The following is a 21,761-nucleotide window of genomic DNA, read 5'->3' as shown; positions in this document are numbered from 1 at the left end:
TGACGTCACAAGTTCCCTCAAATAATAGTCCATTATCGGGTCAAATACGTTCTCGACTATTACTGTTTTTCTTGGTCTGTACCATTGCTCTAACGGGCTATACTCTCGCCCTTCAACATAGTTGTAATCCGATTATTGATTGGGCAACTAACCAGCAAGTTATTCGTGATCAATGCAAAAATCCTCCCCCTGCTGACAAGATTCGGGTTTCTATTGAACCCTCATCAGTAAGTGTTGCAGTCAATAGCCATGCAAAAGTTAAGGCGATTGTAAAAGGACAAGGAAGTGCCAATGCAGGAGTTGATTGGAAGTCAGAAAATACTAAGATTGCTCAAGTCGATGACAATGGAATCGTAACTGGGATAAAAACAGGAAACACTCAGATTGAGGCTCGCTCAGTCAACGATGCCAATCAAAAGGCTGTCGCGGAGGTGTATGTTACCGAGGGAAATGGAGGATGTTCCCCTCAAGCGGCGGTCGCGATTGGAACTGTCGTAACCATCGGAACAGCCGTCTTATTGGTTCCCCCTCCCATCGCCTTTGGGGTGGGAAGTGCAGCGGCGACTGGACTCTGTTGGCTGATTGATAAGGTCAATTAAAACTCTTCCTGAAACTCATCCTAAACTCTATTGGAGAAAAACTCATGAATGACTCAGATAAAATTTTGGGAATCCCGAAAAGTTTAGCAAAAATTATTGGAGGATTGGTGATATTTTTGGTGATTACCAGTTTGCTATCTAGCCAAATTTGCATCTTTTCAACTTGTACGGGAGGTCCGACTTTTACTCCAGAAATGTTGATTGGTGGAGCGGTGACCTTGATTTTAATGAGTATGTTTCCGATTTCTATCGGTCCAGCCTTATTGTCGGGTCTTGGGGTCTGGTTTGTGCTGCAAAATCTAGGTTGGCTCCAGATGCTTTAGTCTCACGTTAATTCCTTGCTAATTCTGGTATTTATTCCATGAAAACTGCCATTAAAATCCAGAACCTGTCGAAGACTTATGTTATCAATAAGCAAAAACAAAAGGTTTTAGATAACGTTAATCTTGAGATTTTACCCGGTGAATTTATCTTGTTGCGGGGTGACAATGGTTCTGGCAAAACAACACTTGTCAATCTAATTTGTGGCTTGCAAGCTGCTGATGAGGGGTTAATTGAAATCTTTGGGAAATCCCCCAAAGACCCTCAAGCACATCTAAAGCTGGGGACGATGTTGCAACGAGCAAAACCCGTTGAAGGCTTGACCGTAAAAGAGACAATTCGCCTGTTTCAAAGTTATTATCCCAAGCCATTTGAGGTGAATGAAACGATTGAGCGATCGCGCCTAACGGGAAAACAAAATGATTACGCCACCAGTCTCGCTGGGGGTCAGGCTCAATCCCTTTATTTTGCTCTAGCTATTGTTGGAAATCCCGATATTTTGATTCTCGACGAACCGACGAATAACTTGAGTGTCGAAGCACGAGCGAATTTCTGGAAACAAGTGCGAGAGTTTGACCGCCAAGGAAAAACCATTTTGGCCATTAGTCACAGTGAACAGGATTGTGATGAGATTGCTGACTTGGTGACGCGGGAGTTGCGCTTGAGTAACGAGACTGGAGACGTAGAAGTTCAAGAATTTCCTCGCTATCAGGTGCTTCTCAACTATTGCACAGAGTTAGAGGCGGCGGCGAACGTTAAAGCTGAGTCAAGTTCAGACGCAACAACCTCGTCAACCTCTCAATCTGACCCTGGAAGCTTTAGCTTTAAAGCCTTTTGGGGACAGCTTTATGTGGAACTGCTGCAAAGCTTTCGTAAGGTTGATACGATTGTCGTCGGCTTAGGCCTGGCCATGGGGACTGGATTCTTCATTGAACAGAAGAACCCCGAGAAGTTTCAATCCCTGCTAGCCGCGTCTCTGGCGGCGCTAGTGATTTTTGTCTGTGTGAGTCAGTTTGGGGTTAAGATTGCTTCAGAGCGCGATCGCGGCTGGTTGAAGTTACTGCGCATCACTCCCCTGTCCTTTACAACCTATGTGGCGGCCAAAGTTGGGAACTTCCTCGTCTTGGCTTCCTTGATGACAGGATTAGCCTTTGTCAGTGGTTGGGGTGCGAGTCTGTTGAGTGAAACCAGTTCCTTCATGTGGGAACCCTGGATGTTTTACCTCAGTTTTATCCTGGTTCTCGGGGTGGTTCCCTTTGCAATTTTTAGCTTCAGCTTGGGATACCTGTTTAAAACTGAATCCTTGCAATGGGCCATTTTAGCCTTACTCGCCATCATGGCTGTTAGCTTTGGCTTCAATATCTCTCTCTTACTCCCTCAATCCTGGATTGCGGATATCGTTCTTGTCCTCCCCACCTATCACTACGGCCAACTCGTGGCCTGGATGGGAGAAATCGAACTCGGGAATGTATTCCGCTTTGACGGCTACCATTGGATTCATATCCTCTGGCTGCTGTGGTGGACCGTTGTGGCGGGGATGTTTGCGCGCTGGGTGTATCGTCGCGAACAACTCTCGGGATAGAGGATAATTTGGCGGGGCGATCGGCTACAATTTTGGCATGGATTTACTGCGATCGCTTCCCCTTGGACTCTATCTGGAAAAACCCACCACCTGGCTACATCGCCTCGATGCGCGAGTCAAACTGGCTTGGTTGATGAGTTTTCTGCTAACCCCAATTCTCGCGAACGAGGTTTGGCGACTGGGGTTAGTCGTGTTTCTGATTTTGCTGACCCTACTGGCGGGGATTCCGCTGCGAGTTTGGCGACAACAGATGGGATGGTTACTCTTTATCTGTGGCACAATTCTCATCGTGGGGTCCATTACCCCCGATGGCCTTCCCGATACCCATCAACCCCGACTTCCCAGGAACGAACTCAACTTCCCTCAGCAAGAGATGACCCCGCTTCCCGAGGAGTCTCGCAACCCCTGGTATAACCCCTTCGGCTGGGGAACAACGGAGGCTGAGACGGACACCTCAGCGGAGGACAATGCAGAAGACAACGAACTCCCTCAACCGACGGATTATCGCTACGTTCTCCTCGAACAACCTCCCCTGAGGGTGACTCGCCAATCCCTATCTCTTGCGGTTCGCATCAGTACCCTGCTGTTTACCCTCATCTACAGTACCAATCTCTATCTCTTGACCACCGCGCCAGAAGCCATTACCGATGGTTTAGAGGATTTGATGCAACCCCTACGCCGCTTTGGGGTTCCCGTGACGGAAATCGCACTCACCCTGACGCTGTCGTTGCGGTTTCTTCCCCTGGTGTTGGAAGAAATCCAGAATTTAGGCCGTTCCGTGCAAACTCGGGCCATCAATTGGAAAAAACTGGGGTTTCGGGGAACCGCTAAGATTTGGCTGATTGTCGCCGAACGGCTGTTGCAAAACTTGCTGCTGCGGGCCGAACAAATCTCGGCGGCGATGGAGGTGCGCGGCTTCACCAGTCCCAATCGTCATCGCGTCATTTGGCACGATGGACAGCTAAAATGGTTTGATAGTCTGGCGATCGCCCTGTTGGTTGCGGTCTGGGTCCTCCGTAGCCTCTGGGGTTGGGAAGCTTAACCATTACAGGCCCCCCAGAATATGTCAGAATGGACGATGCGCTATCAAAAGGCACTGTAAAGACGAATTGAGCTAGGAGCTGTTTCCGTGGAGTCTCGCTACACCCCCGCATCCATCGAAGCCAAATGGCAAACCATCTGGGACGAACAAGGACTCAGCGTCACCCCGGATGACCCGGACAAACCCAAGTTTTATGCACTCTCGATGTTTCCCTATCCCTCGGGAAATCTGCATATGGGTCATGTTCGGGTGTACACCATCACCGATGTGATTGCGCGACAGAAGCGGATGCAGGGATATCGCGTCTTAAACCCGATGGGGTGGGATGCGTTCGGACTTCCGGCGGAAAACGCCGCCATTCAACGGGGAGTCCATCCCGCGAAATGGACCTATCAAAATATTGACCAGATGCGTCAACAGCTTCAGAGTCTGGGGATTTCCTTCGATTGGGACAAGGAAGTAACCACCTGTTCCCCGGACTACTATCAATGGACGCAATGGATTTTTCTGCAATTTCTCAACGCCGGATTAGCCTATCAGAAAGAGTCGGCGGTGAATTGGGACCCCGTTGACCAAACGGTTTTGGCCAACGAACAAGTCGATAATGAGGGTCGGTCGTGGCGTAGTGGCGCGAAGGTGGAACGGAAACTGCTCAAACAGTGGTTTCTCAAGATTACCGACTATGCTGAAGCACTCTTGTCGGATTTAGATAGTTTGCCCGGTTGGAGCGATCGCGTCAAGTTGATGCAACAAAACTGGATTGGGAAATCCACCGGCGCTTATCTGGAGTTTCCCATTCTTGGAGACGACGGACAAGCGAGTGATAGCAAAATTGGCGTCTTCACCACTCGTCCCGATACCGCCTATGGGGTCACTTACGTGGTTTTGGCCCCAGAACATCCCCTGACGTTGCAAGTGACGACCCCAGACCGTCGCCAAGCGGTGGAAGCCTTCATCGACGAGGTCAGCCAACAAAGTGAAATGGACCGGACCGCCGAAGATAAACCCAAACGGGGGATTCCCACCGGAGGAACCGCCATCAATCCCTTTACCGGGGAAGACATCCCGATTTTGATTGCGGATTACGTTCTCTATGAATATGGAACCGGTGCGGTGATGGGAGTTCCGGCCCATGATAGTCGAGATTTTAAATTCGCCAGAGAGAACAACCTCCCAATTAAGGTGGTGATTGTCCCCGACGACGCGGACAACGCCGATATGGAGTTAAGCGAGGCCTACACGGACCCTGGGGTGATGGTGAACTCAGGACGCTTTGATGGAAACGCCTCGGAGAGAGGGAAACAGGCCATCATTGACTACGCCGAAGAGGAAGGATTCGGGAAGGCGCGGATTCAATATCGGCTGCGGGATTGGTTGATTTCCCGTCAACGCTACTGGGGTGCGCCGATTCCGGTGGTTCACTGTCCCAACTGTGGCGCGGTTCCGGTTCCCGAGGACCAACTCCCGGTTCAACTTCCCGAAACTGTGGAGTTTAGTGGGAAGGGACTTTCTCCCTTGGCGCAGTTGGAGGACTGGGTGAATGTTCCCTGTCCCACCTGTGGAACGCCGGCTAAGCGGGAAACGGACACGATGGATACGTTTATTGATTCCTCGTGGTATTTCTTGCGCTATCCCGACGCGCAAAATGAGACGGCGGCTTTTGATATTGAGACGGTGAACGATTGGCTTCCCGTTGACCAATATGTGGGAGGGATTGAACACGCGATTCTCCACCTTCTCTATTCTCGCTTCTTTACTAAGTTTTTGCGCGATCGCCTCAATCTCAACTTTAACGAACCCTTCCAACGGCTGTTAACTCAGGGAATGGTTCAGGGATTGACCTACAAAAACCCCAAAACGGGGAAATATGTTCCAGCCACGGAGATTCCTGATTTGGACCATCCCACGGACCCAGAAACTGGGGAACCCTTGGAGGCGTTTTACGAGAAAATGTCCAAATCCAAGCTAAATGGAGTGGACCCGTTGCAAGTGTTGCAGAAATATGGTGCCGACACCGCGCGGATGTTTATTCTCTTCAAAGCGCCACCGGAGAAGGATTTGGAATGGGATGATGCGGATGTGGAGGGACAATATCGCTTCCTCAACCGTGTCTGGCGACTGGTGACGCAGTTTGCTGAGGACAATCCCCCCCGTCAACCGTTGGAGACGACGAATCTCTCGAAGGAGGAGAAGGAGTTACGCCGCGCCATCCATACGGCGATTCGGGAAGTCAGCGAGGATTTGCGGGATGAGTATCAGTTTAATACGGCGGTTTCGGAGTTGATGAAACTCAGCAACGCTTTAAATGATGCGGATTGTCAGAAGTCTGCGGTGTATCGGGAGGGGGTTGAGACGTTGGTGAAACTGATGGCCCCGTTTGCGCCGCATATTACTGAGGAATTGTGGCAGATGTTGGGATATTCTGACTCGGTTCACCAGCAAGGCTGGTGTGAGTTGGATGAGACGGCGTTGGTGTTGGATGAGATTACGCTGGTGATTCAGGTGAATGGGAAGGTTCGCGGGAATCTCCAGGTTCCGGCGGATGCGGATAAGGCGACGTTGGAACGGTTGGCGCGGGAGTCGGAGGCGGCGCAGCGGTATATTGCGGATAAGGAGGTGAAGAAGGTGATTGTGGTTCCGAAGCGGTTGGTGAATTTTGTGGTTCCGAAGTGAGGCGCATAAGTGCAATCACCCTTAATTTTTATCTTTAACGCAGTCTTTCCACATCATCTACGGACAACGACAAAGCCTCAGCCACTTGCTCGATACTTAAACCTATTGATAGCAGTTTAGGAATGGCGTCTCGTTGGTTTTGTTCGGCGCGATCGGCCCGTTGGCGTTCGAGTTTAGCGAGTTCGCTACCCGTGAGCAATAAATTACCCTGATTATCCCACCAGCGTAACCATTGCTGAGTCTGATTTTGATAACTCCCTTCCCACACTCCTAACTCGACTCCCATCGGGGCGATCGCGTAATGTCCGCGATCGTTTGGTTCCAAGCGATGATAACGACCATCTACCCAGTGATACACCTCTAATTCATGGGTTTTAATCAGATAAATAGCATAATAGGGAATGCGAATAATCTGCTCATACACCCAAAATTTTCCAGGTTTTTGATTAACACTTTCTGACACACGGGAAAGGGGAGTCTTGTCTCGTTCTTCAGAGCCATCCCCGCTGGCCAATTCAATGGCAATAAACGGAACCATATACTCACGCCATAACACATAAGAACGGCGATATTGACCATCGAGTTGTGGGGGAACATTGGGAACATAAAACCAATCTGGAGCTTCTGCACCTCGTTCGGGTGGGTCAGTTTCCCGCCAATAAATGCCACAATCTTGACCAATAGCATACTGTCCGTCGGGGTGGAGGGTTTGTAATGTGCTTTCTAGGGAATCAGTCAATAAAATACTCTGGGGATGTTCTTGAAAGTTCTTCACAAACGTGCCGTCAGATTCGGGTAATTGGGTATGATCGGGAAAGGCGGGCGGTACGATTGTCGGGTCTAGGCTTTGAGTCATGTCGAGCGGCTGCTGAAAGGACAGAAGCTTTATTTAATTCAAGTTATTTAAGTTAAGAGTAGCTGATTTCTGGTTTTATTTTGGCTCCAATTCCTCATTATACCATTTTCCAAAAATTGTGCCATAGATGTCCGTAGGGGCGAACCCTTGTGGTCGCCCTCTTCGGTTTGTATGTCTGGCAAGGATTTCAAAAAATGGTATTAGATATTTGTCCAAAAAATTGATTTTCTTCTGTTAAACTAAGCTTGACAAATTTTTCGGTTTCTAGGGGCTTTCTTGCTGAATCTAAATCCTTACGCTCTGGCAGTTTAATCGGATTGTTAATAGTTGCTAAAGTCAGGGCGCGAGCCGTCTGGCAAATGGCATGATGGGGGTCAAGTTCCAAGACGCGATCGAAACAAGCCAGCCCATCTTCATACCGATTATAAAACCAGCTTTCATAGTTCGATGATTCTTTCATAGTTGCTTCACTAAAATTGACTTAAATTGTAGGCTAGACCCTGGGAACGAAAACCAGTTAACATCAAGTCGGTTTATTTACGAATTATATACAAAGCACTGTCATTCCCGCGCGCGAATCCATCTGTCATCCATACCATCCATACAGCCTTTGTCTCTCGCGAGAATAGCTAGGGAAAATAGCGATAGATCTCTTGACGATGTAGCACGCGAGCGAAGGTAACTGTTTCGCAATCAAAGAAAATTTCTATTCGGTAATCACCGAGGCGAATTCGATAAGCATTTTCATCCCCTTTTAGCTTTTTTAAGTTACCAATTTCTTCAAACTTTAACAAATTAGGGATTTCTGTAAATGCTAACGCTTTTATTGTTTCAAATCTGGGGGTACTTTTCAGAGCCTTCAAGTCTTTTAAAAAACTAGGCTTATACTCAGTTTTCATTCTTTCTCAAGTTCAGTCAGGGCGGCTTCCAAGTCCAAAGAAGTTTCATTTTTAATGTCCATCATGGCTTGATAAAGTCCCTCTTCTTCAATAACTTCTAGCAGTCGCTTATAATCACTGAAATCCAAGATTACTTTACGAATTTCACCGGAAACATCTGTAATCAATTCTTGGGCAAAGGGATATTGTTCTGCTTGCATAGTGTCTCTCTGAATTCAGTTTATTAGAATTATTAGAAAATTGTATTAACAAACATAACACAAACTTGGGCAGCAGGTTTTCCCGGGAAGACTCTTCACGGTGATTCCGGGACTCCCAACGGTCATTCCCGTCCCGATTTTGACATGGTTCCTTAACTCCTGCCAAGTCTTCTGTCTGCGGTTCTATAGCAATCGAGGATTGGCCTAAACAAAAACACACTCAATGCGCTTAAGGCGGCATCCTCCATTCCATAGCGGCGATTTTGACCCCTACACTTGTCTGGTAGGCAGATTACACCCGTTACTGTAGGGGCGAAAAATTTTTCGCCCCTACTTTTTCAACGGCTCTGGCCCCCCCTGGGTTTCCTGGATGTCATTACGATACAGGGATGCCGGGGACTTGAACAGGGTTTCGCCAAAATGAGAATTGCTGCGCTGGCGGAGGGCGCGCCACTTGCGGTTCGCCCCGATTTGATGAAAAATGGGATAAAACCCCTCGATTACATCCGTTCTAAGACCTGAATCCCCAACAGAGATAACCCGGTTTTTAGGGTTCTTGCACTCAAATCACAGAGAACCAAACGAGAGGTTCGTAACGGTTCCTCAACCTGTAAAACCGGGCATTTGTCATAAAACTGATTAAACTTCTGACTCAGTTCAAACAAATACTGACAGAGACGATTCGGCAGTAACTCCTGAGCCACGTCATCGAGAATTTCTGCTAAACTCAATAAATGTTTAGCTAGGGTTAATTCTGCATCCTCGGAGAGTTTTAACTGAATCTCCCCGAGATTTTCAAAGTCAATGTTTCCCTTGCGGCTAATTCCTTGAACCCGCACATAGGCATAAAGCAAATAGGGCGCGGTATTGCCTTGTAACGACAACATTTTGTCATAACTAAAAATGTAGTTACTGGTGCGGTTCTGACTCAAATCGGCGTATTTAACCGAACTCATCCCCACCACCTCGGCCACCTGTTCAATAAACTCAGGAGATTCGTGGCGGTCCTCGGTCTCAATTCGTTGTTCTAAATCCTCTCTGGCTCGATTCACCGCTTCATCGAGTAAATCCTTGAGGCGCACCGTCTCTCCAGCGCGGGTTTTGAGCTTTTTCCCATCTTCCCCTTGCACTAAACCAAAGGGAACATGAACCGCCTCAACATCCTCGGGAAGCCAACCGGCCCGTTGGGCCACTTGAAACACTTGGGCGAAGTGGGTTCCCTGGCCCGCATCCACCACATAGATAATGCGTTTGGCCCCGTCTTCTTGGATACGATAGCGTAGGGCGGCTAGATCGGTGGTGGCGTAGTTGTAGCCGCCGTTGGATTTTTGGATAATCAGGGGTTGCGGCTTCCCGTCTTTGTTTTGATAGCCGTCGAGGAAGACACATTGGGCGCCTTGGTCTTCAACGAGTAAGCCGCATTCTTCTAAGTCTTGCACCACTTGGGAGAGTTGGTCGTTATAGAAGGATTCGCCCCGTTCGGTGAGGTGAACATCGAGGCGATCGTAGATTTTCTGAAATTCTCGCCGAGATTGGTCGCACAGAAGTTTCCAGGCTTGGCGGGTTTCGGCATCGCCTGATTGCAGTTTGACGACGTTGTGGCGGGCGTTTTCTTGAAATTGGGGGTCTTCGTCGAAGCGGATTTTGGCTTTTTTGTAGAAACTCACCAAATCGCCAATGTCTAAGGCGTCGGACTGGGTGAGGGCGTCGGGATAGACATCCCGCAGATAGGCAATTAACATACCAAATTGGGTTCCCCAGTCGCCCACATGGTTGAGACGTAAGACATCGTGACCCTGAAATTCTAGGACACGGGCGATCGCATCGCCGATAATGGTCGATCGCAGATGGCCCACGTGCATCTCTTTGGCGATATTGGGGCTAGAGAAATCCACCACAACCCGCTGCGGGTCAGGGGTTGGCGCAATTCCGAGGCGATCGCTGCCCTGCATCTGTTGCAATTGGCCTTCGAGAAACTCCCGCTTCAGTCGTAGGTTAATAAACCCCGGCCCAGCAATTTCGGGCGCGTCACAGTAGTCTGAGACATCGAGGGCCTCGACAATCTGACTGGCGATGGCCCGAGGGTTCTGTTTCAGGGGTTTGGCTAAAGACATGGCCAGATTCGCCTGATAATCGCCAAATTTGGGGTTGTTGGTGGCGGCTAGGAGGGGATCGGTATGGGCGTAGTCCTCCCCAAAGGCGGCCACGAGGGCCGCACTGAACTGCTGCTGAAGCTGATGGAGAATCGAAGACATGAATGGTATAGGTGATGGGCGCGATCGAGGATACCTGAAGGCTGTACGATCTGGGAATAGCTGTGAGTTGAATCTCGACGTCGTTAGGATTGGGGGGCGTTTAACTGGGCTAGTAAGTCCTCTTGCACCACCTCCGGGGGGCGATCGGAGTCAATCCGCAACAGCTTATCCTGGGGCTTGTAATAGCCGGTAATGGGAATGGTACGTTGGTGAAATAGGTCAATTCGTCGTCGCACGATTTGCGGTGCGTCATCGTCGCGCGATCGCTCCAAAGACCGCTGCATCAACACTTCTACCGGCGCATCGAGCCAAATGGCCCCATCAAGCCGTTGTCCGAGACTCTGCAAGAGAAAGTCCAACTCCTCAGCTTGGAAGGCGGTGCGGGGGTAGCCATCGAGGAGCCAACCATCAGCGGCGTCGGGTTGACTGAGGCGATCGCGGATAAACTCAATGGCGATCGCATCAGGAACCAACTCCCCCTCTTCGACATAGGGTTTGGCCTGAATCCCCAAGGGCGTTTCAGCGGCGATCGCCTTGCGGAAAATGTCCCCCGTCGCAATCCAGGGAATCCCCAGATTCTCACAGAGTAATCGTCCTTGAGTTCCTTTTCCGGCTCCAGGTCCTCCTAGAATGACCAATCTCACAAATCGCGTCTCCTCAGTGAAACAGTGGGCAAAACAATGGGTAAAACTTGGGGGTTCGGTTGTCCCTCGATTTCCCCCTCCTCAGTATAGAGGAGGTGATGGCCCCCGGCGATCGCCCTCGTCCGTCTAGGACCCCCCTCGCGAGCTACGCTGAAGCCAAACCCGGCCCAACCTCCCACAAAATAGGGTAGGGTAAAAAGCTAACGTTCAACAGATCGTTCTCTAACTCCACCTGTAGCGAATTGTGATTAAAAACGACACTTGGATCGCCCAAATGGCTGAACAAGGGATGATTTCTCCCTTTGAGCCGCAACAAGTCCGCCGCGTCGGAGATCTGCCGGTGATTTCCTATGGCTTAAGTAGTTTTGGCTATGATATCCGCCTCTCCCCGGCGGAGTTTCGGATTTTTCGTCACATTCCCGGAACCGTCGTCGATCCCAAAAACTTCAACCCCGACAATTTAGAACCTACCCGCCTCTGCGACGATGAAAATGGTTCTTATTTCATTCTCCCGGCTCATTCCTACGGCTTAGGCGTTGCTCTAGAACGCTTAGATATTCCTAGCACCATCACCGTCATCTGCATCGGGAAAAGCACCTATGCCAGAGCGGGGATTATTGCCAATCTCACTCCTGCTGAAGCGGCGTGGAAAGGTCATTTAACCCTAGAATTTTCCAATTCATCCAGTGCTGATTGTCGTCTCTACGCCAATGAAGGTATTGTGCAATTGCTATTCCTCGAAGGGGAACCCTGTTCCGTCAGCTATCAGGATCGCAAAGGCAAATATCAAGATCAAGACGAACGAGTCACCCTAGCCCGAGTCTAAATATCCTGTTGGGCAGAGTCTCAAGAAAATGGGGGGTCATTTGTGCCTTGACCATTGTGCCTTGACCATTGTGCCTTGACCATTGTGCCTTGACCATTGTGCCTTGACCAGAAACCGGTCGGGGAACCCACCCCGAACTCCTCCTGGGCTAATCTTGTCGGGGAGGGGAACCCACCCCGAACTCCTCCTGGGAGGGGATGTTTCGCCCCGATAGCCAAGGGTTTAATCTGCCGTCTATTTCAGCAATCACTCTGACATCTACATATCCCCATAGATGCCTAAACCCCTGACAATTCACCAATAATAACCTGATTACGTCCTTGCTTCTTAGCTCGGTACAGTGCCTCATCAGCGGCTCGTAAAAGGTCAACCCGAGTCATACCATGCTCCGGAAAACAGGCCACACCTAACGACGACGTGACGTTAGGCAATGGCTGACCCTTATAAGTGAGTTTCAGGTCTCGAATACGCTGACAGACTTCCTGGGCTCGGCGGCCTGTTGCTGCTAACGATGACTCGGGTAATAAGAGCGTCATTTCCTCTCCCCCATAGCGACAGGCGATATCAGAACCGCGAACACTACGACTGAGCAGTTGCCCCACTTGTTGCAGCACAAAATCTCCAGCATCATGGCCATAGGTATCATTAAACTGCTTGAAATGGTCAATGTCTAACATAATGACTCCAATTCCATGACCATTCCGACTGGCTCGTTGAATTTCTTGGTCAAAAAACTCATCGAGATAGCGTCGGTTAAATAAACCCATTAAGGGGTCGCGGATACTTTGCTGTTGTAGGGTTTCTCGTAATTGTAAGTTGGCGATCGCCATCGATACTTGTTCGGCAACCGTTCGCGCTAATTGTTGTTCAATCATCGATATTTCTGCTTTATTATTACTATTAAGATAGAGTAATCCCAAAGTTTCTCCCTGAGCAATCATTGGGACACAAAGAGTTGAAAAATCTTGCAAGTTGCCATGAACATGACGACATTTCAACCCTTGTAAGCTCTTCTCGACAGAATGAATGGCTCCTCGTCGCAACGCCCAACAGTCTTGGGGAGTAAACTGATCGGTTGACTGTAACTGGTCGCCCCAGGTGGACACAAGACTCACTTGATTACGAGAGTTGTTCGTCATGAAAATTGCACCCGAGCAATTGGGAAACAGGGGTTTAACGAAACTACTAATGGCTAAACAGGCTTCTTCCACGGTTAGACAAGCTTGGAGAAAATCACTCACCTCATTGAGTATTTTCATCTCCTGATTCCGCCGTTCTAAGTCTTTCAGGCGTTCTTCTAGTTCTTGATTAAGCTGTTGCAGTTTTTGTTCTGATTTTTTAGCCGCTGTTACATCACGGAAGGTAACAACAAAGCCATCACCGAGTTTTACGGAAACGTTTTCAAACCAGTAGTTAATTCCTTCATGGTTGTAGTGAAACTGTCGAGTATAAGGCTTCCCCGATTCAACGACGTTTACATAGTCATCAAAGAGTCCTTCCTCCCGATTTCCTGGCATTTCTACCAGTAATCGCCGACCAATTAACTCCTCTTTAGACCGTTGCACCAAGTCACAAGCAGCTGGGTTACTTAAGAGCCATTCAAAGTCAATAATTTGACCTTGTTCATCGCGAACGGAACGAAACGCCATCATCCCATCGAGAGAACTGTCTAAGATACTACTTAACTTCATTTGGGAGGTTTCGAGGGCTTCTTGATATTGAATCATTTGTGTCATATCCGTGAGTAAGCCAATGGCCCCACAAGGATTTCCCTCGGCATCATGATGCGTGTTTGTGGATACTCTCGCCCACAGAATTGAGCCATCTTTACGCCTGAATTTGGAGATATGACTTTCAGATGGTCTGAGATTGCGCTGTTGTAAATGCTCTTTGGCAATCTCTTGGTCTTCAAGAGCCATGAAGTTGAGAAAAGATTGACTAAGGAGTTCTTCTTCAGAATATCCTAGCATTTCGAGCAATCTAGAATTGACAAATGTGGTCTGATCTTTGGCATTGACAACCCAAATACCCTCTTCACTATTTTCGACAATAGTTCGATAATTTTGCTCACTTTTTTGCAGGGCAATTTCTGTTTTTTTCAAGTCGGTAATATCTAAGTTGCTGCCGATAATACGTAGCACTTGCCCCGATGAATTTTTGACGGCGATCGCCCGACAATACATATAGCGAATTGAGCCATCTTTATGACAAAACCGGATGGTTTTAATAAATTCATCGGTTTTTCCAGTTTTATAATCCTCTAAGAGTTGTGAGACTTCATCTAATTCCTCTGGAATAATTAAGTCCCGCCAAGTGTTCTCAGAATTATCCAGTTCATGGTCTTGATAGCCCAACATTTCTTTCCAATGGGATGAGTAATAGAAATGACCGCTACGATAGTCGATTTCCCAGAACCCTTCGGACGCTGCTTCAATGACTAATTCAAGCTGCTCTTTGACTTGTTTGAGTTCGAGTTCATGCTGTTTGCGATCGCTGATATCTTCAACCACATAAGAAAATCGGGGACATCGCTGAGGCGAGAAGCCCAAAAATGAGACAATCGCTAAAAACCAATAGGTTTTGTCATCGACCTGATACTGATATTCAAACTGAATCGGACGCTGTTCAGTTTGAGCTTGACGATAGCGGCTTAACCAAAGTTGAAAAATCTCGGAAGAGGGTCGAATGTCGGCAACACCAGTTTGACATGAATTTCCTGGAATCGGGGTAATTTCCTCAAACAACACCGAGAGACTGGCATGATTATAAGAAATCATGTTGATATCATCCTCAACCAACTCTTCTACCCCCATTAACAGTGGACAGGAGTTATAAAAACTGCGTAAGATTGCCGATTGTTCTTCAATGGTTTTTTGGATTTCTTCTTGCTTCCGTCGAGCTTGCTCTAATCTCCACTGTTTGCGCTCTAAGGTTTCGTCGTCATTGGAACTCAACTGTCGCGAGTTATCCGGCTGTCGAGCCGTGGTTGGCGCTGATATTTGCGGTGATGTTGATCGTGAGTCACTTTGGGTTTTTAAACTTGCTTGTTTCTCAACCTCAAGAGCGTGTTGAATTCCTTGGCTGACATGACGGCCAATGAGCTTGAGTCCATCTAATTCAAAAGATTTCCATTGCCGAAATGAAGAGAAATCCTCAACAAGCAACATTCCCCAAAACCTCTGATTTGCCACTAGGGAAATGACCAAATGGTTTGCCGTATCATTGACGCCGGCCGCACAGCATGGGGTAGAATTAAATCCGGGCAAATCATCTAATCGAAATAAGTCTGACGTTAGAGCCATACTGTACCAGCCGGGTTCTAACATCGGGGTATGAAGCCGTCGGTGTAAGACTGACCATTGACGCGAAGCACTCGCTTCCGCCATAATCTGACTGAATTGAGGGCGATCGCAACGATAGACAACGACTGCGTCGGGATGCAATAATTGATGCACCTCATCAGCCGTCCGCTGGAGAAGTTCAGATAGCAACAACGACTCCCGAATCGTTAAGATAGACGTTGCCAGCTTCGTTTGCCACAGGGGGGACGGTTGTGCATCAGCAGAGTCGGAAACCACAAATGATGGTGGCGGTTGAGTTAGACCGCTAGGATGATTGGGGGTTGACAGGTTCATTGTTGCTAGTATCGATTGCACCTCCTCAGAGTCTCGTAACCTCGAAATGGCGAAATTCACCTAAGTCACCCGACCGATGCTGTTGAGAAGACTTATTTCCAAGCTGTCAAAGCGTCAATATATCTAATTGGTTTTAACAACCATTCTATCATGAAAATTGATAAGCCATCGAGCAATTTCAGCAAATCTTTAGACTTGAACACCGTGAAGATATCAGGGGCAATTCCATCACCATCAGTCTCCTCACCCTCGACAGAAGCCTCAGCTAGGGGGGGAGGGTTCACGTTGGCCATCGCCCGAGCGATCGCGAGTGTGGAGAGGTGACCCATGAATCCTTAGCAAGCCACAACCGGAAAACCCTTTCCTACTCTTGGTTTGACTGATTCGTGTTCTCCTAGAGACCTCCGAGAGAGTCAGGCGAGTGCCATAAAAACGGCCATAGAAAAGGGTGCCGTTCTCCACCAGAGAGAACGCACCCAATCGCGCCCGGAGACGTCGCGACGACGTCGTCGTCTTACTTCTTATTTCCCTTAGAATTGAGTTCTTTTTCGGCTTTAATCGCCCCATTAGACATGACCAAGCCACTGCCAACCAAGAGGGCGATCGCAAAGCCAACCACCACCCAATCCATCCAAGCTGGAACTTCCATTTTCGTCTCCTGTCCTGCGGTCTACACTTGAGAGCTTATCGCATTTTCAGCGAGACTTCAGGAATCGCCCTCGCGGCAGACCCCGATTTCGAGCTACAATCTGAAAAGACTTAAAGAAAGTTAACGATTTAGTTGAAGAAAGCGAAAACATCCGTGGAATCGTCTCAAGCCAACGCCGACCGCTCATTTCACTTCGACAGCATCGAAGATGCCCTAGCCGACCTGCGGGCCGGAAAGTCTGTCGTCGTCGTCGATGATGAAAATCGCGAAAACGAAGGAGATGTCATCTGTGCCGCCGAAGCCGTCACCGGCGAAATGATTAATTTCATGGCCGTCGAAGCTCGAGGACTGATCTGTCTCGCCATGACCAAAGAGCGGTTAGATGAACTCGATCTGCCCCTGATGGTCACCAGCAACACCGAAGCCAATCAAACCGCCTTCACCGTCAGTATCGATGCGTCCCCAGAATTGGGCGTCACGACAGGAATTTCAGCCGAAGATCGCGCCCGCACCATTCGCGCCGCCGTTGACCCCAAAACCCAACCCAAAGACCTGCGCCGTCCCGGACATATCTTTCCCCTGCGCGCCCAGAAAGGCGGGGTTCTCAAACGGGCCGGTCATACCGAAGCGGGAGTTGATTTAGCCCGTCTGGCCGGATGCTACCCCGCCGGAGTCATCTGTGAAGTCCAAAACCCCGACGGAACCATGGCGCGACTTCCGGAACTGATTGAATACGCCAAAGTTCATCACCTGAAACTGATCAGCATTGCCGATTTGATTAGCTATCGCCTGCAAAACGAGCGCTTTATCACCCGAGAAACCATCGCCGCCCTCCCGTCAGAGTTCGGCAACTTCCAGGTCTATGCCTATCGTAACCAGATGGATAACACCGAACATCTGGCCATCGTCAAAGGCGATCCGAGCCATTTCGGCGATCGCCCCGTCTTAGTGCGCGTCCATTCCGAATGTCTCACCGGAGACGCGCTCGGGTCCCTGCGCTGTGACTGTCGCCTCCAACTTCAGGCCGCCCTAAAAACCATCGAACAACGGGGCGAAGGGGTGGTTCTCTATTTGCGCCAAGAAGGGCGGGGAATTGGGCTAATTAACAAGCTCAAAGCCTATTCCTTGCAAGATATGGGACTCGATACCGTCGAAGCCAACGAACGGCTCGGCTTCGCCCCAGATCTGCGTAATTACGGCGTTGGGGCGCAAATGCTCAACGATCTCGGGGTGCGCCAAATTCGCCTGATTACCAACAATCCCCGTAAAATCGCCGGACTGCGGGGGTATGGCATCGAAGTGGTCGATCGCGTCCCCTTACTCATCGAAGCCAACGACTATAACTCCGTCTATCTGGCCACCAAAGCCAAAAAGCTCGGTCATCTGTTACTGCAAACCTATTTGGCCACCGTCGCCCTGCAACTTCGCGAGCCATCCCTGACGAGTGAGGCGCGATCGCAGCTCCTCAAAGACCTACAAGACCTGGCCCGAGAGCATCACCTGCTGTTGCAAGAAGAAACCCGACCCGTGACCGTGGCCCTCTTTGGCCCCTCGGCGTTAACCTTTCATCTCGGCTTTGACCAAGCGAATTTAGCCCAACCCGACTGGTACGATAACCCCGATCATCCCTATGTCAAAGCCTTAGTTCAAATTCTCGATCGCCTTAGCACTTGGGAGGCGATCGAGGATCTCGAATTTCTCATCGCCAATGGCCAAGATCCCATGACGAGTCTCAAAGGAAAGCTGGCCCGGCGCAACCTGGCCCCCGGAGAATTTCCCTCAGCCATCTGCGCCGACTGGGCCACCCAGAACATCTACCATGTGCAGCCAAATCACCTAGATTGACGCTCTCAGCCTCTCTCTAGGCTTTGGCTTCCACCATTTCGATAACATTCCCCTGGAGGTCTTTCAAGAGGAAATTCAGGGGTTTTTCACTGCGGATTTTATACTTAGCCCCCTGACGTTGGGCCTGTAACAGCACTTCTTCGAGACAATCGCGATCAAAACAGACATGACGTTGGCGATTCTGTCGGCCTAGACTGGCCCCGGCGATCACATGCAGTTGGGCATTCTTTTTCAGTTGATACCACAACCCCTCAGGTTCAGGAGTTGGGCGCGAGGGGCCAAAGTCCGCCGACAAATACAGCGGATCAACCGCCGCTGCACCGAGGGTTTGATCGTAGTTGTAATAGTAATGGAGCGGAACCTCCGCCGCCGGGAGTCGTAGCTCACCTTCATAAAACTGCTGGGCGATCGCTAGATCCGAGACCATCACCGTATGCACCTTCGGGGCGCTGGTGAGAAACATCCACATGGCGACGGCATAGGCCCCCAACAACATCACCATAATGCCCTGAGTCGAAAACAGGGTATCCATTAACGGTAGGGCAGCCAACAGACTCGGGGGAATCAGTACACTCAAAACAAGTTCAACCATAGATGTGTGTGAATACGGGGAAGCTTCCCGCTTGACTCGGCGAATTTCTCTTTATAGTTTAGCCAATTGACGAAAATCGGTGAACTCACTAGCCCCCTAAACCGGTCAAGGCTAGACCCGTTCTCCTTGATTCGGGCAGTGGCCACGGTATGCTAAGGACAGGTTTTTCCCGCAGGCGAATCATTCTGGCGAATCATTGTGCAAATCCCAACGTTTCCTGAAGCTCACCATCCGATCGTCAAGTCTCTCTTTCATCATAGCGATCGCGAACTCTTGACGCTTTATCAGCGCTATCCACAGGAGGGGAAATATTTTACGGCCCTGTTTTGTCGGTACAGTGCCATTGTCTACACCCTCGTTCACCATTCCGTTACCTCTCCGGTGCGGGCTGATTACCTGTTTGTGCTAATTTGGCAACGGATTTTTCATGAAATGCGATCGCTCGACCTCAATCCCAGTGCGGACGCCAATGAAGACGAGACCGGAGAAGTCACCCTACAAAATTGGCTGATTCAACTGACCGCCTTATCGATCGATCAGGCTCAACTCCCCGATGTTGAGGCCATCCAATACTCCCTAGAAACCGCCCCACCTCCGTTATGGTGCTATCTCCAACAGGCCCTCGATCTCCTCGATCCTCGGGCGCGCCTGATGGTGGTGATGTCTCAAACCTTCAAATGGAGTGAAACCCGCATTGCGGCCTATCTACAAGCCGAAGGAGAACGACTCACCCCCGCCGATGTGGCCCGAGAGTTACCCTCAGGCTATCGGCAACTCGAAGCCAATCTCCCGGAGGACATTCGGGCGATCTATCTTGAAAGCAGCGATCGCCCCGTCGAATCGTCTAACGGCGAGTTCTCCTCAGAACAGGTCTCCCAAGAAATATCCTAACTCTAAATCCGACGCTAAAGCCAAGAGCAATTAAGGGACGATGATACCAATCTCCATGAGTCGACTGGCGGGCCTATCTCTGTTGGCGTTGCTGCTGCTTCCCCAACGGCCAGTACAGGGGCAAGACGTAGACCCCCCCGAGGCTGGCGTACGCATCGAACGCAACCGGGATACCTCCACCCGCACGGAGGCCGATCGCCGCCTCCAACAAGGTCGCGAACAACGCCGTCAGGGAAATTATCAAGCCGCGATCGCCCTCTGGCAAGAGGCCCTCGACCTCTATACCCAGATGTACGACTGGGGGGCAATCACGCAATTGTATACGGAGTTAGGCTCAGCCTACGCTCAGCTCAATAACTTAAACCAAGCTCAGCAGATGTTTGAGGCCCAAGTCTCTCTGACGCGACGACGAGACAATCAACGGGACCTAATGACGGGGTTAAACAATTTGGGAACCGTTCTCCTCCAGCGAGGACAGCTTGAGAGAGCGCAACAGGCCTTTGAAGAAGCCCTCGCCTTAGCCTCCGAGAGCAATGTGATTCGGGTTCTCGGCTTAACTCAGAGTAACCTAGGCTTACTCGAAGCCACGCGGGGCAACTATCGCCAGGCGATTTCCCTCTATGAACAGGCGTTGCAATATCGGATTCAGTCTCGGGATCGTTCGGGCCAGGCCAACACCTTTAACCATCTCGGCGATGCCTATTGGGCCTTGGATGATTATGATAATGCGATCGCCAACTATGGGGCGGCGTTACGCCAAGTTCAGGGTCGAGAATCGGAGTTTGAGACCTATCTGCGGGCTGTTGACGGCTTGGCGATCGCCCATCGCTCAGTCGGCCGTTATCTCCGCAGTCAGGAACTCCTTGAAGAGCGGTTACGACGGGTTCGTGAACGGGGAAATTTACGGGAAGAGATGAATAGCCTCGTGGCCCTAGCCCAACTCTATCAGACCGCCGGGGAACGCCAAGAGGCCATTCGCTTATACAGTGGCGCGATCGCCGTCGCCGAAGAATTAGACGACATTCGCGCCGTTTCCGCCCTAGAGAACACCTTGAGTCAGTTAATACGGCGTTAGCCGTTCCCGAGAGAACGAGACAGCTACTCGAAAGAACGGCCAAAGGGAAACAGGGCCAATTGGACCAGTTTGATATGCTGTTTGGCGAAAGGAAGCCCAATAATGGTAATGGCCAAGATCGCGGCGTGAATAAGGTGGGAAATGGCGATTTCCCAGCCAAAGAGCAAAATCCAAATGACGTTGAAAACCGTCTTGAGGACACTATTGGGATTCTCGTCTTCGACAATTTTCCGGCCGAAGGGCGTCATCGTCGCAAAGCCCAACTTAATGGCTTGTATCCCCAGGGGAAAGCCGATAATGGTTAGACATAACCCCAGTCCGCCGATGATGTAACCGATACCCGACAACAAGCCGCCGAAGATTAACCAGATGACGTTACCAATAAGGCTCATGGTGATTCAGGTTGGAGAGGATTTTTGAAGTAAGCTCTTAACTATCATAGCGAGATTCCCGGAAATTCACTGATGGACGAGCAAACAGCCCGAAATTTCATCCTCGATCAAGGCATGGCCTTACAAGAGCAACGTAATCCTAATGCCTTCTTGGTGTTATTGCAGCAAGGGAAGTCACCGGTTCCCGGACAAATGACCTCGCTGTTACTGGCGTTGAAGATTCTCTATCAGTCGTTGCAAGGAACCTCGACGATTGATCGTCCCCTGGCTTATGCACTGTACCGTTTGGCTCGTGACAGCCGCCACCATTTTGAGGAGGGCCGCCGCAACGGTGTATCTTGGTCACCGTTGTTAATTGCCGATTTAGACCGTTTAGATCGCTTGGTGGGTAGTATTCTTTCGGGTGTTTGGCAGGATTAGGCAAGAGGCATAACCCACCCCTAACCCCTCCCAGGAGGGGATGGCAAGAGGCAAGAGGCAAGAGGTAAGAATAAAGGGGATTTATGGTTGTCTTTTTCTAGGAACAGGCTTAGAAATCGGCTTGGACGGCGGCAATGTCATCAACTAGAATGAGGGACAATTGGCCTAAAACGGGATCTTCGCCATCTTGTTCTGTGATTTCGAGCCAATAGCCAAAGCGATCGCCTCGCCAGAGTTGACCCCGCCGTACCGACAACCCCTCCTCGCCGGTGAGAACCGTGTAATCATGGACTAACTCGGCATTGCGATAATCTTGATAGAGATCTAAGCCGTAGATTCCGCGTAAGGCTTCGATGAGGCGATCG

General features: G+C 49.8%; 21 protein-coding genes and 1 pseudogene. 10 read left to right on the top strand and 12 right to left on the bottom strand.

The window, feature by feature from the left end:
* From R6U67_RS13230 to leuS, 5 genes are all read left to right on the top strand, one after another.
* Nucleotides 1–599, top strand: a 599-nt coding sequence (locus R6U67_RS13230; RefSeq protein WP_410252983.1) for an Ig-like domain-containing protein, incomplete at its 5' end; no start/stop codon positions are given.
* Between the two features lie 44 nt (nucleotides 600–643).
* Nucleotides 644–922 carry a hypothetical protein gene (locus tag R6U67_RS13225; protein WP_170191177.1) on the top strand — a complete coding sequence of 93 codons (279 nt, stop codon included), beginning with the start codon at nucleotides 644–646 and terminating at the stop codon, nucleotides 920–922.
* Between the two features lie 38 nt (nucleotides 923–960).
* On the top strand, nucleotides 961–2,502 hold the full coding sequence (locus R6U67_RS13220; protein WP_410252982.1) for an ATP-binding cassette domain-containing protein: 1,542 nt from the start codon (nucleotides 961–963) through the stop codon (nucleotides 2,500–2,502).
* 37 nt (nucleotides 2,503–2,539) lie between these two features.
* A complete protein-coding gene (locus tag R6U67_RS13215; protein ID WP_410252981.1) occupies nucleotides 2,540–3,544 on the top strand; it encodes an energy-coupling factor transporter transmembrane component T family protein in 1,005 nt (334 codons plus the stop codon).
* A gap of 87 nt (nucleotides 3,545–3,631) precedes the next feature.
* A complete protein-coding gene (gene leuS / locus R6U67_RS13210) occupies nucleotides 3,632–6,217 on the top strand; it encodes a leucine--tRNA ligase (protein ID WP_410252980.1) in 2,586 nt (861 codons plus the stop codon).
* A 34-nt stretch (nucleotides 6,218–6,251) separates the two neighbouring features.
* Here the strand turns inward: leuS and R6U67_RS13205 are convergent, their stop codons facing one another.
* The 6 genes from R6U67_RS13205 to R6U67_RS13180 form a co-directional block, all read right to left on the bottom strand.
* Nucleotides 6,252–7,073: a Uma2 family endonuclease gene (locus tag R6U67_RS13205; RefSeq protein WP_410252979.1), complete on the bottom strand. Its 822-nt coding sequence runs from the start codon at nucleotides 7,071–7,073 to the stop codon at nucleotides 6,252–6,254.
* 187 nt (nucleotides 7,074–7,260) lie between these two features.
* Nucleotides 7,261–7,533 (bottom strand): hypothetical protein, encoded by a 273-nt coding sequence (locus tag R6U67_RS13200; RefSeq protein WP_410252978.1) that lies wholly within the window; start codon nucleotides 7,531–7,533, stop codon nucleotides 7,261–7,263.
* 169 nt (nucleotides 7,534–7,702) lie between these two features.
* The gene (locus R6U67_RS13195; protein ID WP_410252977.1) at nucleotides 7,703–7,972 is read right to left on the bottom strand and encodes a type II toxin-antitoxin system RelE family toxin; all 270 of its coding nucleotides are present in this window, start codon (nucleotides 7,970–7,972) and stop codon (nucleotides 7,703–7,705) included.
* On the bottom strand, nucleotides 7,969–8,172 hold the full coding sequence (locus tag R6U67_RS13190) for a hypothetical protein (RefSeq protein ID WP_410252976.1): 204 nt from the start codon (nucleotides 8,170–8,172) through the stop codon (nucleotides 7,969–7,971). The genes R6U67_RS13195 and R6U67_RS13190 overlap by 4 nt, the downstream gene beginning before the upstream one ends.
* Nucleotides 8,173–8,672: 500 nt before the next feature.
* Nucleotides 8,673–10,427 carry an arginine--tRNA ligase gene (gene argS / locus R6U67_RS13185; protein WP_410252975.1) on the bottom strand — a complete coding sequence of 585 codons (1,755 nt, stop codon included), beginning with the start codon at nucleotides 10,425–10,427 and terminating at the stop codon, nucleotides 8,673–8,675.
* An 83-nt stretch (nucleotides 10,428–10,510) separates the two neighbouring features.
* Entirely contained in the window at nucleotides 10,511–11,071 is a 561-nt protein-coding gene (locus R6U67_RS13180; protein ID WP_410252974.1) for an adenylate kinase, read from the bottom strand.
* 241 nt (nucleotides 11,072–11,312) lie between these two features.
* Here R6U67_RS13180 and dcd point away from each other — a divergent pair, with 241 nt between their 5' ends.
* Nucleotides 11,313–11,897, top strand: coding sequence for a dCTP deaminase (dcd, locus tag R6U67_RS13175; protein WP_410252984.1), 585 nt, complete (start codon nucleotides 11,313–11,315; stop codon nucleotides 11,895–11,897).
* A 278-nt stretch (nucleotides 11,898–12,175) separates the two neighbouring features.
* On the opposite strand, the gene R6U67_RS13170 is transcribed toward dcd, so the two are convergent.
* The 3 genes from R6U67_RS13170 to R6U67_RS13160 form a co-directional block, all read right to left on the bottom strand.
* Entirely contained in the window at nucleotides 12,176–15,532 is a 3,357-nt protein-coding gene (locus R6U67_RS13170; protein ID WP_410252973.1) for a diguanylate cyclase, read from the bottom strand.
* 92 nt (nucleotides 15,533–15,624) lie between these two features.
* Nucleotides 15,625–15,861: a hypothetical protein gene (locus R6U67_RS13165; protein WP_410252972.1), complete on the bottom strand. Its 237-nt coding sequence runs from the start codon at nucleotides 15,859–15,861 to the stop codon at nucleotides 15,625–15,627.
* A gap of 185 nt (nucleotides 15,862–16,046) precedes the next feature.
* Nucleotides 16,047–16,181: a hypothetical protein gene (locus R6U67_RS13160; RefSeq protein ID WP_410252971.1), complete on the bottom strand. Its 135-nt coding sequence runs from the start codon at nucleotides 16,179–16,181 to the stop codon at nucleotides 16,047–16,049.
* Between the two features lie 153 nt (nucleotides 16,182–16,334).
* Here R6U67_RS13160 and ribBA point away from each other — a divergent pair, with 153 nt between their 5' ends.
* Nucleotides 16,335–18,026, top strand: coding sequence for a bifunctional 3,4-dihydroxy-2-butanone-4-phosphate synthase/GTP cyclohydrolase II (gene ribBA / locus R6U67_RS13155; RefSeq protein WP_410252970.1), 1,692 nt, complete (start codon nucleotides 16,335–16,337; stop codon nucleotides 18,024–18,026).
* 16 nt (nucleotides 18,027–18,042) lie between these two features.
* Here ribBA and R6U67_RS13150 read toward each other — a convergent pair whose 3' ends face one another.
* On the bottom strand, nucleotides 18,043–18,618 hold the full coding sequence (locus R6U67_RS13150; RefSeq protein ID WP_410252969.1) for a glyoxalase-like domain protein: 576 nt from the start codon (nucleotides 18,616–18,618) through the stop codon (nucleotides 18,043–18,045).
* A gap of 198 nt (nucleotides 18,619–18,816) precedes the next feature.
* Here R6U67_RS13150 and R6U67_RS13145 point away from each other — a divergent pair, with 198 nt between their 5' ends.
* Nucleotides 18,817–19,509 carry a sigma-70 family RNA polymerase sigma factor gene (locus tag R6U67_RS13145; RefSeq protein ID WP_410252968.1) on the top strand — a complete coding sequence of 231 codons (693 nt, stop codon included), beginning with the start codon at nucleotides 18,817–18,819 and terminating at the stop codon, nucleotides 19,507–19,509.
* 55 nt (nucleotides 19,510–19,564) lie between these two features.
* Nucleotides 19,565–20,584: a tetratricopeptide repeat protein gene (locus R6U67_RS13140; protein ID WP_410252967.1), complete on the top strand. Its 1,020-nt coding sequence runs from the start codon at nucleotides 19,565–19,567 to the stop codon at nucleotides 20,582–20,584.
* 23 nt (nucleotides 20,585–20,607) lie between these two features.
* Here the strand turns inward: R6U67_RS13140 and R6U67_RS13135 are convergent, their stop codons facing one another.
* Entirely contained in the window at nucleotides 20,608–20,976 is a 369-nt protein-coding gene (locus tag R6U67_RS13135) for a YccF domain-containing protein (protein ID WP_410252966.1), read from the bottom strand.
* Between the two features lie 72 nt (nucleotides 20,977–21,048).
* Between R6U67_RS13135 and R6U67_RS13130 the strand changes: the two genes are divergently transcribed.
* A complete protein-coding gene (locus tag R6U67_RS13130) occupies nucleotides 21,049–21,396 on the top strand; it encodes a Dethiobiotin synthetase (protein WP_087711570.1) in 348 nt (115 codons plus the stop codon).
* 109 nt (nucleotides 21,397–21,505) lie between these two features.
* Here R6U67_RS13130 and R6U67_RS13125 read toward each other — a convergent pair.
* Nucleotides 21,506–21,761, bottom strand: a pseudogene (locus R6U67_RS13125) (hypothetical protein); the annotation flags it as partial.

Origin of the sequence: Sodalinema sp. (genome assembly GCF_046483825.1) — a bacterium.
Classification (GTDB): Bacteria; Cyanobacteriota; Cyanobacteriia; order Cyanobacteriales; family Geitlerinemataceae; genus Sodalinema.
The sequence above is the reverse complement of the archived record's forward strand: the minus strand, read 5'-3'. Positions and strand labels throughout refer to the sequence as shown.